The organism is Belnapia moabensis DSM 16746, assembly GCF_000745835.1.
Taxonomy (GTDB): Bacteria; Pseudomonadota; Alphaproteobacteria; order Acetobacterales; family Acetobacteraceae; genus Belnapia; species Belnapia moabensis.
Window position 1 is genome coordinate 64,653 of the sequence record NZ_JQKB01000019.1, and the last position, 14,265, is coordinate 78,917.

General features: G+C 70.0%; 18 protein-coding genes. 13 read left to right on the plus strand and 5 right to left on the minus strand.

Annotated features, from left to right (window positions below; all coding sequences use genetic code 11):
• Positions 1 to 39: 39 nt before the first annotated feature.
• The 3 genes from EP26_RS14235 to EP26_RS14245 are packed head-to-tail and all read right to left on the minus strand — an operon-like array spanning position 40 to position 2,776.
• Complete coding sequence (locus EP26_RS14235; RefSeq protein ID WP_043339360.1) at positions 40 to 912, minus strand: MBL fold metallo-hydrolase; 873 nt, start codon at positions 910 to 912, stop codon at positions 40 to 42.
• Positions 909 to 1,826: a DMT family transporter gene (locus tag EP26_RS14240; RefSeq protein WP_043339361.1), complete on the minus strand. Its 918-nt coding sequence runs from the start codon at positions 1,824 to 1,826 to the stop codon at positions 909 to 911. Before EP26_RS14240 ends, EP26_RS14235 begins: the two co-directional genes overlap by 4 nt.
• Positions 1,826 to 2,776, minus strand: a complete 951-nt coding sequence (locus EP26_RS14245) for a DMT family transporter (protein WP_245624399.1) — start codon at positions 2,774 to 2,776, stop codon at positions 1,826 to 1,828. Before EP26_RS14245 ends, EP26_RS14240 begins: the two co-directional genes overlap by 1 nt.
• A gap of 221 nt (positions 2,777 to 2,997) precedes the next feature.
• On the opposite strand from EP26_RS14245, the gene EP26_RS14250 reads away from it, so the two are divergent.
• The 6 genes from EP26_RS14250 (at position 2,998) to EP26_RS34855 (ending at position 7,311) form a co-directional block, all read left to right on the plus strand.
• Positions 2,998 to 3,732: a class I SAM-dependent methyltransferase gene (locus tag EP26_RS14250; RefSeq protein ID WP_052389195.1), complete on the plus strand. Its 735-nt coding sequence runs from the start codon at positions 2,998 to 3,000 to the stop codon at positions 3,730 to 3,732.
• Between the two features lie 11 nt (positions 3,733 to 3,743).
• Positions 3,744 to 4,745: a glycosyltransferase family 2 protein gene (locus EP26_RS14255; RefSeq protein ID WP_052389182.1), complete on the plus strand. Its 1,002-nt coding sequence runs from the start codon at positions 3,744 to 3,746 to the stop codon at positions 4,743 to 4,745.
• The gene (locus tag EP26_RS14260; protein WP_043339362.1) at positions 4,742 to 5,083 is read left to right on the plus strand and encodes a DMT family transporter; all 342 of its coding nucleotides are present in this window, start codon (positions 4,742 to 4,744) and stop codon (positions 5,081 to 5,083) included. Before EP26_RS14255 ends, EP26_RS14260 begins: the two co-directional genes overlap by 4 nt.
• Before the next feature lie 52 nt (positions 5,084 to 5,135).
• The gene (locus EP26_RS14265) at positions 5,136 to 6,533 is read left to right on the plus strand and encodes an amidase family protein (protein WP_043339363.1); all 1,398 of its coding nucleotides are present in this window, start codon (positions 5,136 to 5,138) and stop codon (positions 6,531 to 6,533) included.
• Entirely contained in the window at positions 6,533 to 6,877 is a 345-nt protein-coding gene (locus EP26_RS14270) for a hypothetical protein (RefSeq protein ID WP_043339365.1), read from the plus strand. Before EP26_RS14265 ends, EP26_RS14270 begins: the two co-directional genes overlap by 1 nt.
• 65 nt (positions 6,878 to 6,942) lie before the next feature.
• Positions 6,943 to 7,311: a hypothetical protein gene (locus EP26_RS34855; RefSeq protein ID WP_157033539.1), complete on the plus strand. Its 369-nt coding sequence runs from the start codon at positions 6,943 to 6,945 to the stop codon at positions 7,309 to 7,311.
• On the opposite strand, the gene EP26_RS14275 is transcribed toward EP26_RS34855, so the two are convergent.
• The gene (locus EP26_RS14275; RefSeq protein ID WP_043339368.1) at positions 7,308 to 7,892 is read right to left on the minus strand and encodes a RecX family transcriptional regulator; all 585 of its coding nucleotides are present in this window, start codon (positions 7,890 to 7,892) and stop codon (positions 7,308 to 7,310) included. The genes EP26_RS34855 and EP26_RS14275 overlap by 4 nt on opposite strands.
• 89 nt (positions 7,893 to 7,981) lie before the next feature.
• Between EP26_RS14275 and EP26_RS14280 the strand changes: the two genes are divergently transcribed.
• From EP26_RS14280 to EP26_RS14310, 7 genes are all read left to right on the plus strand, one after another.
• Positions 7,982 to 8,437, plus strand: coding sequence for a GlcG/HbpS family heme-binding protein (locus tag EP26_RS14280; RefSeq protein ID WP_043339369.1), 456 nt, complete (start codon positions 7,982 to 7,984; stop codon positions 8,435 to 8,437).
• A gap of 123 nt (positions 8,438 to 8,560) precedes the next feature.
• The gene (locus tag EP26_RS31970) at positions 8,561 to 9,235 is read left to right on the plus strand and encodes a PRC-barrel domain-containing protein (RefSeq protein WP_052389183.1); all 675 of its coding nucleotides are present in this window, start codon (positions 8,561 to 8,563) and stop codon (positions 9,233 to 9,235) included.
• 159 nt (positions 9,236 to 9,394) lie between these two features.
• The gene (locus tag EP26_RS14290; RefSeq protein ID WP_043339370.1) at positions 9,395 to 10,597 is read left to right on the plus strand and encodes an aspartate aminotransferase family protein; all 1,203 of its coding nucleotides are present in this window, start codon (positions 9,395 to 9,397) and stop codon (positions 10,595 to 10,597) included.
• Positions 10,594 to 11,550 (plus strand): ornithine carbamoyltransferase, encoded by a 957-nt coding sequence (gene argF, locus EP26_RS14295; RefSeq protein ID WP_043339371.1) that lies wholly within the window; start codon positions 10,594 to 10,596, stop codon positions 11,548 to 11,550. Before EP26_RS14290 ends, argF begins: the two co-directional genes overlap by 4 nt.
• A 72-nt stretch (positions 11,551 to 11,622) precedes the next feature.
• Complete coding sequence (gene hslO / locus EP26_RS14300; RefSeq protein WP_043339374.1) at positions 11,623 to 12,603, plus strand: Hsp33 family molecular chaperone HslO; 981 nt, start codon at positions 11,623 to 11,625, stop codon at positions 12,601 to 12,603.
• Positions 12,604 to 12,635: 32 nt separating this feature from the next.
• The gene (locus EP26_RS14305) at positions 12,636 to 13,265 is read left to right on the plus strand and encodes a hypothetical protein (RefSeq protein WP_043339376.1); all 630 of its coding nucleotides are present in this window, start codon (positions 12,636 to 12,638) and stop codon (positions 13,263 to 13,265) included.
• Positions 13,266 to 13,309: 44 nt separating this feature from the next.
• Entirely contained in the window at positions 13,310 to 13,594 is a 285-nt protein-coding gene (locus EP26_RS14310) for a hypothetical protein (RefSeq protein ID WP_043339377.1), read from the plus strand.
• 3 nt (positions 13,595 to 13,597) lie between these two features.
• Here EP26_RS14310 and folE read toward each other — a convergent pair whose 3' ends face one another.
• A complete protein-coding gene (folE, locus tag EP26_RS14315; RefSeq protein ID WP_043339437.1) occupies positions 13,598 to 14,236 on the minus strand; it encodes a GTP cyclohydrolase I FolE in 639 nt (212 codons plus the stop codon).
• Positions 14,237 to 14,265: the final 29 nt, after the last annotated feature.

Below are 14,265 nucleotides of genomic sequence, written 5' to 3' on the forward strand. Positions count from 1 at the left end.
TCAATCGATGAAGCCTGGCCTTGGTGGATGGAGCCTGGGCTAGACCGCCGTCCATTGCTCCCCGTCTCGCGCTGCTCGGCCCTCGCCTTCCAGCTTGAGGAGGTGGCTGAGCAGGCTGCGTCCCGCCGGTCCGACCAGCCGTGCATCGAGCGGCCCGTAGACCGGCGGCACCAGCTCCGCCGGCGTCGCCCGCCGGGCGGTCCGGAGCGCGGCCAGCACCTTCGCCTCCCGTTCCTCCCGATGAGCCTTGAGCGCGGCGAGGAAGGGCTTCGGGTCAGTGAGCGGCGCGCCATGGCCCGGCAGCAGCAGCCGGTCGTCCCGCGCCATCACCCGGTCGAGGCTGCGCATGTAGTCCGCCATGTCGCCATCCGGCGGGCTGACCACGCTGGTGGACCAGCTCATCACATGGTCGGCGCTGAAGAGGATGCCGTTTCCCTCCAACGCGAAGCAGAGGTGGTTGGCGCAATGCCCCGGCGTGTGCAGCGCCCGGAGCCGCCAGCCCTCGCCCTCCAGCACCTCGTCATCGGCCAGCCGCACATCCGGGTGGAAGCCATGGTCGCCTCCCTCCCCGCCCGCCTCGGGCGGCGTCACATGGGGGCCGAAGCCATAGGTCATCGCCCCGGTCTGGGCGACCAGCGGCCGTGCCCCCGGCGAATGGTCGCGATGGGTATGGGTGACGATCACCCGGGTGATCCGCTCCCCCTCCGTCGCCCGCAGGATCGCCGCCAGATGCGCCTCGTCCTCCGGCCCGGGGTCCATCACCGCCACCTCCCCCTCGCCGATCAGGTAGGTATTGGTCCCGCGGAAGGTGAAGGCGCTGGGGTTGTTGCAGACCAGCCGCCGCACCCCCGGCGCGATGCGCTCCACCGCGCCATGGGCCAGCTCGTCCCGGGTCAGGAAGGGAATGCTCATGCTTGTCGCTCCTCCGGGACGGGGGCCGCCCTGCGGCGCACCAGCTCCCGATGGAGGATGTACAAGCCGGCGGCGACGATCAACACGCTCCCCGCCAGCATCGCCGGCCCGGGCAGGTCGCCGAAGGCGAGGAGGCCGAAGAGCATCGACCAGAGCAGCGCCGAGTAGGAGTAGGGCGCGAGCGCGGAGACCTGCGCGCTGGCCCAGGCCTCGGTCAGCAGCCACTGCGCCGCGCCGCCGACCAGCCCCATCAGGATGAGCAGCCCGAGTTCGAGCGGCGTCGGCGTCACCCAGAAAAAGGGCAGCAGGACGAGAGCGAAGCTGCCCATCAGCAGCGACTGCCAGAGAGTGATGGTGGTGGAGCTCTCCGTCGCCGAGAGCTGCCGCACCAGCAGCGTGGTCAGCGCCGAGAACATCCCCTGCGCAACCGCGGTGGCGATGCCCATCACCGGCGCCCCCGCGACACCGCCTAGGGCGCCCTGCCCCGCCGCGATCACCAGCACGCCGCAGAAGCCGATCCCCACCGCGGACCAACGATGGATGCCGACCTTCTCGCCAAGGAAGGGTATCGCCAGCATGGTGACGAAAAGCGGTTGGGTATAGCCGAGCGCCGTCTGCTCCGCGAGCGGTAGGAGGGTCAGCGCGAAGAAGCCGCAAGATTGGGCCGCGATGCCGCTCCCCGCCCGCATCGCATGCCCACCGAAGCGCCGCGTCCGCAGGGAGCCGAGGCCGGCGCCGGAGCGCATCAAGATCACCATCAGCACTGGCAGGGCGAAGACGCTGCGGAAGACCATCAGCTCCACCACCGGGATGCGCCCACCCAGCTCCTTTACCAAAACATTCATGGCCGTGAAGAGCGCATGCGAGGCGAGCATGCAGAGGGCGCCCCGCCGGATATCGTGCCGAAAGGCCATCAGCCGCGCCCCGCAGCGCGTTCGGCCGCCCGCCGCACCCGCTCGCGGTGGACGTTGTAGAGCCCCGCGCCGATCACCACCGCCGCGCCGCCGAGCGTCGTCCAGGCCGGCACCTCGCCCCAGATCAGGAAGCCGAGGCCGATGCCCCAGATCAGCGGCGTATACTCGAAAGGCGCGATGGCCTGGATCGGCGCCAGGGCGAAGCCGCGCGCGAAGAGCATCTGTGCCACCGCATTGGCGATGCCGAAGGCGACCAGTGCCGCTATGCCGAACAGGCTCGGCACAAGAGGCGGCGGCCCGCCCGCCGGCCAGAGGAAGGGAAAAAGAAGCCCCAGCAGCCCCACCGGCACATGCGCCAGCAGCAGCCAGAAGGCGATGGCATGCGGCCCGTCCGTCCGCGTCAGCACCCGGGTCCAGATCCGCGTCAGCGCCATCACCGCCGTCGCCACCAGCAGAATGAGCGATTCGATCCGCCACAGCTCGCCCCCCGGCTGCAGCATGAAGAGCACGCCGCCGAAGCCGACCATGGTGCTGGTCCAGCGCCGCCAGCCGACCTTCTCGCCGAGCAGCGGGATCGCCAGTAGGGTCATCAGCAGCGGCGAGGCGCTGGCCACCGCATAGCTGTCGGCCAGGGAGACACCTGCGGCCCAGCAATAGTACCAAGTGATCGATACGCAGCAGTGCAGCAGGCTCCGCACCGCGAGCAGCCGCCGGTTGACCGGGATGAGCCCCCGCCCGCGTGCCAGAAGGAAGACCAGCAGCGCCCCGATCAGCCCGCGCCAGACCAGCGCCGCCGCCGGCCCGGTCTCCGGCATCACCCATTTCACCGTCGCATCGGCCAGCGAGACCACCCCGTAGCCGAGGCCGACCAGGACGAGGCCGCGCATCGCCTCCTCGCCGGTGGGCGCGGCGCGGAAGCTGGCCGCGAGCGGCAGGGACGCGGCGCGCATCAGCCCGGCCTCCTGGGTCCGGAGGGAAGCGGGCAACAGGCAGGCTCCGACACGGCAACTCCTTGCCGCCCCCGCGCAGGGCTGGGGCGGACGATCAGCGGAAGGACAAGCGGCGCCTTATCCCTCGTGGAATAACCGAAGATGCATGCTTCGCAAGACAGAACGGAATGCCGCCACGGCCGCGCCTTGTTTTCGCCGCGCCGAACCGTCAGAAGCGCGGCGTGGAACCCGCCGAATACGATCTGATGGATGCCGCCGAGCAGGACATGTGGTGGTACCGCGCCCTGCATGCCCATGCCATCGCCGCGCTGCATCCGGTGCCGGTCGGCGCTGGCGGCCTGCTGGATGCCGGCTGTGGTACCGGCGGTTTCCTGGCCCGGCTGCGCGCCGCCCGGCCTGGCCTCAAGGCCACCGGCCTCGAATACTTCGCCCCCGCCGCCGCCCGCGCCCGCGCCAAGGCCCGTGTCCCCGTCGCCATCGGCTCGGTGAACGCCATGCCCTTTGCCTCCGGCCGCTTCGGCGCCGTGGTGAGCCTCGACGTGCTCTGCCACGCCGCGGTGGAGCCCGGGCAGGCCTTGGCCGAAATGACGCGTATCCTGGCCCCCGGCGGCGTCCTCCTGCTGAACCTCCCCGCCTTCGACTGGCTGCGTTCCGCCCATGACCTCCGCGTGCGGAACGTCCGCCGCTTCACCGCCGCGGGGGTGCGGCACCTGCTGACGGCCGCCGGCTTCACCGCCATCCGCACCCGCTACTGGAATGCGCTGCTGCTCCCGGTGATGGTCGCGCAGCGCAAGCTGCTGGCCCGCGCGCCCCACCATGGCTCCGATGTTGCCCCGTTTCCGCCTTGGCTCGACCGTAGCTTGCACGCGGCGACGGTGCTGGAGCGCCAGCTGATGCGGCTCGGCATCCCCTTTCCCGCCGGCGGCTCCATTCTGGCCACCGCCATCCGCGCATGAGGTTTCCCATTATGGGTTTCGAGGACCTGAAACTCTCCCAGGCATTGCCGGAGGCCGCCGGCCATCCGGTCGGCCTCTCGATCGTCGTCCCGGTCTATCGCGGGGCAGCCACGGTCGGCCGCCTGGTCGAAGCCCTCTCCGCCCTCCGTCCGGAGGGCGGGCTCGAGGTGGTGCTGGTGAACGACGGCAGCCCGGACAATTCCGGTGAGGTCTGCCGGGCGCTGGCGGCGACCGCCACCATCCCGCTCACCTATGTCGAGCATGCCCGCAACTTCGGCGAGCACAACGCCGTCATGACCGGCCTCCGCCATGCCCGCGGCGCCTACGTCATCACCATGGACGACGACCTGCAGAACCCGCCGGAGGAGGTGCTGAAGCTCTACGACCACGCCCGCCTCGGCGGCTGGGACGTGGTCTACACCCGCTATGCCGAGAAGAAGCACGAGGGCTGGCGCAACCTTGGCAGCCGCTTCGCCAACGGCGTCGCCGACATGCTGCTCGACAAGCCGAAAGGTCTTTACCTCTCTTCCTTCCGCTGCATGAGCGCGTTGGTGGTGGCCGAGGTCGCCCGCTACCGCGGCCCCTACCCCTATGTGGACGGGCTCATCATGCAGGTGACGCAGCGCATCGACAGCATCGAAGTCATGCACCTGGTCCGCGCCGAGGGCCGTTCCAACTACACGCTGAAGCGCCTGGTTCTGCTCTGGCTGAACCTCGCCACCAACTTTTCCATCCTGCCGCTTCGCCTCGCCATCCTGGCCGGGGTGGCGATGGGCATCCTCGGCCTGCTCGGCGCGATCGCCGTGGTGGTGGAGGCGCTGACCGGGAGCGGCACGCCCTCCGGCTGGGCCTCCTCCATGACGACGACGCTGCTGCTGGCCGGCGTGCAGTTCCTCATCCTAGGCGTGATGGGCGAATACGTCGGCCGCGCCTTCCTCTCGGCCAACGGCAAGCCGCAGGGCGTAGTCCGTGAGGTCCTGCCCCCCCGCCTCCCGGAGGACCGCGCGCAGTGAGCGCCTATTGGGCCGCGCTCGGCCTCGCCATCGCCACCTCCCTTGCCGGCCAGGTCATGCTGAAGGCGGGGGCGGTGGCAGAGGGGCATTTCCTTGCCCAGCTCTTCCGCCTGACGACGATCATCGGCCTCGTCACCTATGGCGGCGCGGCGCTGCTCTACATCGTGGCGCTCCGCCGCATCCCGATGAGCGTCGCCCTGCCCTGCACCGCGGCCAGCTACGTGGCGGTCGCCGTGATCGGCCATCTGATGTTCGGCGAAAGCCTCGGGGCGCAGAAGCTGGCGGCCATCGGACTGATCTGCGGCGGCGTGCTGCTGCTGGCCAGCGCCCCCGGTTGACCGGCCGGCGCGGCGGGGAAACAGTGCGGCCGCCTCGCACCAGGAGCCCCGCATGACCGAACTCTGGCGGCTGACCGCCACCGACCTCGCTGCCCGCATCCGTCGGCGCGAGGCCTCGGCCCGCGAGGCCACCGCTTCGGCCCTGGCCAGGCTCGATGCGGTGAATCCGAGGATCAATGCCGTCATCGCCCATGACCCGGCCGAGGCCCTGGCCGCCGCCGATGCGGTGGATGCGGCGCTGGCCCGCGGCGAGGATCCCGGACCGCTCGCTGGCATCCCGGTCACGGTGAAGGTCAATATCGACCAGGAAGGTTGGCCCACTACCAACGGCCTCCGCCTGCAGGAAACGCTGGTCGCCAAGCAGGACAGCCCCGTCGTCGCAAACCTGAAGCGGGCCGGTGCCGTCATCCTGGGCCGCACCAATACCCCGGCCTTCTCGCTCCGTTGGTTCACCCGCAACTCGCTGCACGGCGCGACGCGCAACCCGCGCGACCCGTCGCTGACCCCGGGCGGCTCCTCCGGCGGCGCCGCGGCGGCCACCGCCGCCGGAATCGGCGCCATTGGCCATGGCACGGATATCGGCGGGTCCATCCGCTACCCAGCCTATGCCTGCGGCATCCATGGCCTGCGCCCGACCATCGGCCGCATCCCCGCCTGGAACGCCTCCGCGGCCGACCGCTTCATCGGCGGCCAGCTGATGGCCGTCTCCGGCCCGCTCGCTCGCAGCATTGCAGACCTCCGCCTCGGCCTCGTGGCGATGAGCGCCCCCGATGCCCGCGACCCCTGGTGGACCCCGGCGCCGCTCGAAGGCCCGGCCTATCCGAAGCGCGCCGCCCTCTGCATCGCCCCCGAAGGCATGCTGGTCGACCCCGCCATCGCCCAGGCGCTGCGCGACGCCGCCGCCCGCCTCGCCGCCGCCGGCTGGCAGGTTGAGGAGGTGGACGCGCTGCCTCCGCTCGGTGAATGCGCCAAGCTCCAGGCGACGCTCTGGCTCGCCGAGATGCGGCGCGGCGGCAATGCGGCCATCGCCCGCGAGGCGGACCCGGATGCACTGGCCGTCTACGGCTTCATGGAGCGGCTAAGCCCCGCCCCTGACCTCGATGCCTTCCAGGATGCATTGCAGCGCCGCCTCACGTTGCTGCGCGAATGGCTGCTCTTCCTTGAGCGCACTCCCGTGGTGCTGATGCCCGTCTCCGGTGCCCTCCCTTTCCCCGACCATGCGGATGTGGAAAGCTTTGAAGGCTTCGAGCGCATCCTCGCCGCCCAACTCCCCCAGGTCGGCCTGCCGCTCCTGAGCCTGCCCGGCCTCGCCGTCAGCACCGGCCTCGCCGGCACGGCGCCGCTCGGCGTCCAGCTCGTCGCCGGCCGCTATCGGGAAGACATCCTGCTCGCCGCAGCCGAAGCTATCGAGGCTGGCGGCACGCCGCCCTCGCCCATCGACCCAACCTGATGCGGCGCCTTTCCCTTCTGGTCCTGCTGGCGACTCTCGCCGGCTGCTCTGGCGGCCAGCGCGCCGCCTGCGGCCCGGCCGAAGCGGTGGTGGAGAACGCCTCCTCCCTCGCGGTCGAGCAGCTCTACCTCGCTCCCGCCGCCGGCGCCGGATGGGGCCCCGACCTGCTCGACCAAACCCCTGGCTTGCCGGCTGCGGGGCGGATGCCCCTGGCGATCGGTGGTCCCGGCCCATGGCGGCTGCGGCTCGTCTGGGTGAATGGCCGGGCGATCGAGCTCGGCGGCATCGATGGCTGCCGCACCCGCCACATCATCTTGCGCGATGATATTCTGACGGCTGGCTAAACCTAGGCTTGCTGGTCGGTGATCTGCCACCGTATCGTCTGATCCTCCCTGGAGGATTTGCTGGCATGCCGGGACGCGCCCTGGCTTTCATTGCCCTCGCCCTCGCTGCCTGCTCTCCGCCGCCGCCTGCCCGGATTGCCACCGAGTCCCCGTCCCAGGGGAGTTGCGAGGGCGAGCTTCATGTCGTCAACGCCTCGTCGCGCACGGTGGACCGCCTCTTCCTTGCCCGGCTCTCGTTGGAAGGATGGGGCAGAGATCGGCTCGGTCAGGAGGTGTTGCGCCCCGGCCGCAGTGCAAATTATCGAGCCACTGCCCCCGGAGCCCAGGATCTCCGAATCGTCTGGGCGGATGGCCGCGCTGCCGAGCTACGCCGTGTCGATCCCTGCGCCACCGGCACCATCCGCATCGAGGACAACCGACTGAAAGCCAGTTAACCCTGGCGGAGCCGCATCAGCCGCTCCTCCGCCTCGGCGGTTTCCATGTCGAGCGCCGCCTCCGCCACATCCCGCCCGAAACCAGCCCGCGCCAGCGCGCCCATTGCCTTCAACCGCGCTTCCCGCTCCATCGGCCCAGGCGCGAAGGGGCCGATCCGTCGCCGCCGGCACTGCGCCAGCGCCGCATCCAACTCCTCATCCGGCAGCACTGAGGCCGCGACCTCCTTCGCTACCCCCTTGCCTGCCAGATGCGCTGCGATCGCCCGCCGTGACCGCCCGGCTTTCGTCAGTCTCCGCGCCCTTGCCGCAGCGAAGGCCGCATCGTCCACCGCGCCGAGCGCCACCATCTGCCGCGCCACCTGTGCCGCGAGCGACCGCGCACGGGCGGCGGGTGAGATGTCCTGTCCTTCCGCCTCCGCCCGCCGCGCCCAGCGATCCACCCTGCGCTCCAGAACTCGCCGGAGCCCCAGTTCGGTCGCGGCGAAGCGGGCAAGATGGGCGAGCGCCGCCTCGCGCAATTGCGCCTCGCCCGGGGGCGGCCCGGCGGGGATGGGCTGGCGCCTCGCTCTCTCCTTCGTCATGCATGGCACTTTGCCACGATCCGGGCGGGGCTGGCGAACATCGGCAGGGCCGGGCATAGGCTTCGGCAAACCGGAACCGGAGAACGCCCATGGCCCGCTACCCGACCAATGGCCTCACCCTCGCCCAAGCCAATGCCATTATTGCCGCCGCTTTGGCCAAGGGGCGCGAACTCAACCTGTTGCCGCTGACCGTCGTCGTCCTCGATGCGGGTGGCCAAGTGAAGGCGTTGCAGCGCGAAGACGGCGCCTCCCTCCTCCGCCCGGAGATCGCCGAGGGCAAGGCGAAGGGCGCGCTCGCCCTCGGCCTTGGCGGGCGGGAGTTGGCACGGCGCGCGCAATCGATGCAGGGCTTCATGAACGCGCTCTCCGACCTGGCCGGCGGCAAGGCCGTACCCGTTCCGGGCGGGGTGCTGGCCTGCGACGCCTCCGGACTCATTCTCGGGTCGGTCGGCATCAGTGGCGATGTCTCGGCTCAGGACGAGGTCTGTGCCGTAGCCGGCATCGAGGCCGCAGGGCTGGTCCCGGATACCGGCGACCCCGCCTGAGGTCATCACAGCCCTGGGTTGTCACCGTCCTGGCTGCGCCACCCACGCAACCACGTCTCTCGCCGAGGCGTTTCCCTGGCCCAACCCGGTCCGCCGGGCCAAGCAACGAAGGTAACGCCGCCCATGCGAACGACCCGTGACTCCCTCCTCGCCATGACCGCTGCCGCCGCGCTGCTCGCCCTGCCGGTTCTGGCGCAGGGCCAAACCCAGGCCCAGCCGCGCGAGGCTGCTGGCGGCCAGCTCGCCCAGACCAGCCCGCGCGACGGCACGCCGGGCAACCCGCCGAGCACTGCCACCCAGCGCGGTGCCGATGCCGCCGCCGGCAGCCGCACCCCGGCCGACGGCACTCCCGGCAACCCGCCGGGCACCGCCGCCGGCCGCGCCGTGGACCGTGCCCTCGGCACAAACACCTCCGGTGCCCATCCGGAGAACAACCGCGCCGCCGCGCCGTCCTCCACAACCGGCGCCAGCACGGGTGCTCTCGCCGTCGACAGCAGCGCACTGCGCAGCGGCCGCCGCGCCAGCAAGGTGATCGGCTCGGCCGTCTACAACGAGAACAACGAGAGCATCGGCGAGATCGACGATATCCTGATCCCGCCTGGCGGTGGTGCCCCGGTGGCTGTGATCTCGGTCGGCGGCTTCCTTGGCATCGGCGCCAAGCTGGTTGCCGTGCCCTATGACCGGCTGAACATGGCCGCCAACAGCAATGGCCGCTGGACGCTGGCCGGCGCAACCAAGGAAAGCCTCGGCAGCCTGCCGACCTTTACCTATGAGGGCCAGCCCGAGCGGCGCGGCTGATCGGCTTGCAGTCGGGGGAAGCCAATTCCCCCGCCATAGCCGCGAATTTCATCCAGGACGATTTGACGCCGCCGCTCGATTGCGGCCAAATCCGCCTCTTATCCCCTGAAGGTCAGCGATCCGCGCGGGCCGGGGGAGAGGCCTGGAGTCGATGACCTCGTGATCCCGTCCCTGATGCCCACCTACAACCGCGCCGACCTCGCTTTCGAGCGGGGCGAGGGCGCTTGGCTGTGGACCGGGGATGGCCGACGATTCCTCGATTTCGGCTCCGGCATCGCCACCGCCTCCATCGGCCATGCGCATCCGCATCTGGTGCAGGCCATCGCCGAGCAGGCGGCGCGGGTGATGCACACCTCGAACCTCTATCGCATCCCGCAGGCCGAGAAGCTGGCGGCGCGGCTGGTCGAGACATCCTTCGCCGACAGCGTCTTCTTCTGCAATTCGGGCGCCGAGGCAAATGAGGGGATGATCAAGGCCGTCCGCAAATACCATGCGGAGCAGGGCCATCCGGAGCGGTTCGTCACCATCTGCTTCGAGGGCGCATTCCACGGACGCACCCTGGCGACCTTGGCCGCCACCGGCAACGAGAAGTACATCGCCGGCTTCGGTCCGCCGGTGCAGGGCTTCAAGCATGTGCCCTTCGGCAACATGAACGCCCTGCGCGACGCCATCGACGGCACCACCGCCGCCATCATGGTCGAGCCGATCCAGGGCGAAGGCGGCGTACGCCCGGCCTCGCTCGACTTCCTCCGCCAGCTCCGCGCCGCGGCCGACGAGTTCGGCCTGCTGCTGGCGCTGGACGAGGTGCAGACCGGCATGGGCCGGTCCGGCAAGCTCTGGGCCCATCAATGGGCCGGGATCGAGCCGGATGTCATGTCCTCGGCCAAGGGCATCGGCGGAGGTTTCCCGCTCGGCGCGATCCTGGCGAAGGAGCGGGTGGCGCAGTACCTGAAGCCCGGCACCCATGGCAGCACCTATGGCGGCAATCCGCTCGCCTGCGCCGCCGGCAATGCCGTGCTCGACGTCATCCTCGCCCCCGGCTTCCTCGATGGCGTGGACCGCGTCGCCCGGCACCTCTGGCGCGGCCTGCAGGAACTCGCCCTTCGTCACCCGGCGGTGGTCGAGGGTGTGCAAGGCGCCGGCCTGCTGGTCGGCCTCAAGCTGCGGCCGGAGGTCAGCAACGGCGAGATGCAGAATGCCGCGGTGGCGGAGGGGCTGCTCACCGTCGCAGCCGGGATGAATGTGCTGCGCCTCGCGCCGCCGCTCATCATCACCGAGGCGGAGGCTGACGAGGCGCTTCGCCTCCTCGACAGGACCTGCCTGCGCTGCACGCCGAGCAAGGTCCGGGACGCCGCGAAATGAGTGCCGCCCTGAAGCCCATGGCCGGCGGGGGGGAACAGCCCCCTCGCCACTTCCTCGAATTGATGGATTTCGAGCCGGCGACGCTCCGCCGCATGCTCGACCTTGCCGCGCAGACCAAGCGTGGCCTCGGCGCCAAGCCCCTCGCCGGCAAGACCGTGGCGCTGATCTTCGAGAAGCCCTCGACCCGTACCCGCGTCAGCTTCGAGGTCGGCATCCGCCAGCTCGGCGGCGATGTCGTCTACCTCAATGCGCGGGACATGCAGTCCTCCCGCGGCGAGGAGTTGAGCGACACGGCGAAGGTCCTCTCCCGCTATGTCGATGCCATCATGATGCGCACGCATGACGTGAACCGCATCCGCGAGATGGCGGCGCATGCGACGGTGCCGGTCATCAACGGGCTGACCGACATCTCGCATCCTTGCCAGCTCATGGCCGACGTGCTGACCTTCGAAGAGCATCGCGGCCCGATCGCCGGCCAAGTCGTCGCATGGGTCGGCGACGGCAACAACGTGGCGCAGAGCTTCATCCAAGCCGCCGCTCGCTTCGGCTTCACCCTGCGGCTGGCGACGCCCTCCGCGCTCCGCCCGCCGCAATGGGTGGTCGACTGGGCCCGCGCCCAGGGCGCCACGGTGGAGCTGACCGACGATCCGGTTGAGGCCGTCCGCGGCGCCCGCTGCGTCGTCACAGATGCCTGGGTTTCGATGAATGACGAAACCGGCGATGACGGCGCCGGCCCCAACCGCCACAACCTTCTTGCCCCTTACCAGGTGACGCCGGAGTTGATGCGCCATGCGGCGCCGGACGCCATCTTCCAGCATTGCCTCCCAGCTCATCGCGGCGAGGAGGTGGCGGCGGAGGTGATCGACGGGCCGCAGAGCGTCGTCTTCGACGAGGCGGAAAACCGGCTGCATGCCCAGAAGGGCGTGCTGCTCTGGGCGCTCGGAGTCGGCTGATTGGCGGCGGCGGGTGGGCGTGGCCCATCCGCGCCCCTATCTAAGGGGGCCGAAGCACCAAGGTCCGCTACGTTGTCCGATCCGACCCAACCCTCCGCCACGCCCGATTTTCTCCAGCACGACCGGCCACCGGTGCCGGACATCATCGTCCCGCGTGGCATCCTGCCTTTCCATCTGGAGGACAAGCCGGTGCGTGGCCGGCTGGTGCGGCTCGGCCCGCTCGCCGATGCGCTGCTGACTCGACACCAGAACCACCCCACCGTCACCCGCCTTGCCGGGGAGGCGCTGGCGCTCACCGCAGGTCTCGCCGCCGCGCTGAAATTCAAGGGTAGCTTTTCCCTTCAAGCCAAGGGCGACGGCCCCGTCTCCATGCTGCTTGCCGATTGCACCGAGGCTGGCGCGCTGCGCGGCTACGCCAAAGCGGATGAGGCGGCGTTGATCAAGCTCCTATCGAAGGACCCGGTTGGCGATGCCGCAGCGCTGCTTGGCCGCGGCTACCTCGCCTTCACCTGCGACCAGGGACCGGACATGGACCGCTACCAGGGCATCGTCGAGATCAAGGGGCTGACCCTGGCAGCGATGACCAGCCACTATTTCGAAAGCTCGGAGCAGCTCCGCGCTCATGTCCGCCTCGCCTGCGACCATACCGAGGCAGGCTGGCGAGCTTCCGCCCTCATCTTGGAGAAGGTCGCGGGCGAAGGGGGGATAGGCCCGGAACTCGATGGCGCGGCGCAGGACGAGGCCTGGCGCACCGCCCTCGCTTTGGTCGGGACGCTGACCGATGCCGAGCTGCTGGATGACGCCCTGCCCTCGCAGACCCTATTGCACCGTCTCTTCCACTTGGAGGGACTGGCGGTGGATCGCCCTCGGCCGCTCTCCTATGGCTGCCGATGCTCGCGCTCGCGCCTCGCCGGGGTACTGTCGCGCTTCGGACAGGACGACCTGGACCACATGGCCCAGGAGGATGGCGCCATCACCATGACCTGCGAGTTCTGCAATCTCGATTTCCGCTTCGACCGTGCGGAAGTCCAAGGTAGCGGCACGGCTGGATGAGCCGTTTCGTCCATTCGGCTGGAGGTTCCGTGATGCCCGACCGGCGTGGCGTGCTGCTGCTCCCCCTGCTCGCCGCCGCCTGCGGGGGCCGGCCGGAGCCGGTGCCGCTGCCGCCGGGTCCGCTCGGCTACAAATACCTTTCGCCGCTGGCGCTGAATGTCGCCGCCATCGACATCGCCGAGGAGGCGCCGCCCCCGGTGCCCGGCGATATCGGCGCCCGGCTCTCACCTTCGGCGCCGGAGGCTGTGCGGATCATGGCACGCGACCGGCTGATCGCGGTCGGAACCACTGGCCAAGCCCGCTTCATAGTCAGCCAGGCGCAGGTGATCCAGCGGGCGGATGCGCTGACCTGCCTGCTCGGCTGTCGGCTGGAGGTCCTCTCCGGCCTCGGCAGCCGTGTCGGCTTCGCCGAGGCGGCCGTCACCCGTTCGGTGAGTGGGCCGGAGGCCAAGCGCCCGAACGCGCCCGAGGCCTTGCTGCGCCGGGCGATGGATGACCTCAACGTGGAGTTCGAATTCCAACTCCGCCGTGCCCTCAAGGACTGGATTGCGGCGGTAGCGCCCAATGCGGATGGTGGAATGGCGGCCCCCTCCCCTGGCCAGGTCGGGGTCGAGGAACTGCCACCTGGCAACACGGCACCGTCGCGCGAAACGCTGCCCTAAGTCCCGGAGGCGAAACTTTCGACCGCTTTGGACGATGGGGTGGCATGAAGAGCCTTGTCCTGCCCCTCGCCGCCCTCTCCCTCACCGCCTGCATGGTCCGCGTGCCGGTGAGCGAGCAGCCGTCGCGGGCCGTTTACTCCCAGGCTCCGGCCTATGCCGCACCGCTGCCGCCGACCGGTTATGCGCCGCAGGCCCCTGTCGACCCCTACTGCGCCGAGGCCGCTGGCGAAGCACAGGACGCCGCCGCCATCGCCTCGACGACGGGCCGGGGCCGCGATGTCGGCCGTGCTGACCGCAGCGAGCGCTACGCCCGGCGCGATTGCCGCTGAGGGTCAACCTTCGGCTGAACCGCGCTGCCCTCTGATCATCGCCAGGAATTCCCGTCGGGTGGAGGCATCGTCGCGGAAGGCGCCGAGCATGCGACTCGTCACCATGGTAACGCCCGGTTTGTGGATGCCGCGCGTCGTCATGCATTGGTGCGCCGCTTCCACCACTACGGCGACGCCCTTCGGCTTCAGCACGTCGTTGATGCAATTGGCCACCTGGGCGGTGAGCTTTTCCTGGATCTGCAGCCGCTTGGCATAGGCCTCCAGCACCCGCGCAAGCTTGCTGATGCCGACGACGCGCCCCGCCGGCAGGTATGCGATATGCGCCCGGCCGATGATCGGGACCATGTGGTGCTCACAATGGCTCTCGATGCGGATGTCGCGCAGCACCACCATCTCGTCATAGCCGTCCGTCTCCTCGAAGGAGCGGGCCAGCAGCTCCACCGGATCAATGGCGTAGCCGGCGAAGAACTCCTCATAGGCGCGGGTAACGCGGGCTGGCGTGTCGATCAGTCCCTCGCGGTCGGGATCATCCCCGGTCCAGCGCAGCAGGGTACGAACGGCGGCCTCGGCCTCCTCCCGGCTCGGCCGGCCTTCCAGCGAGGCCTTGGCGTCGATGAGATGGTTCGGTCTTTGGACGTTCACGATGCAGATCCCCAAGGCTCGCGGGCATT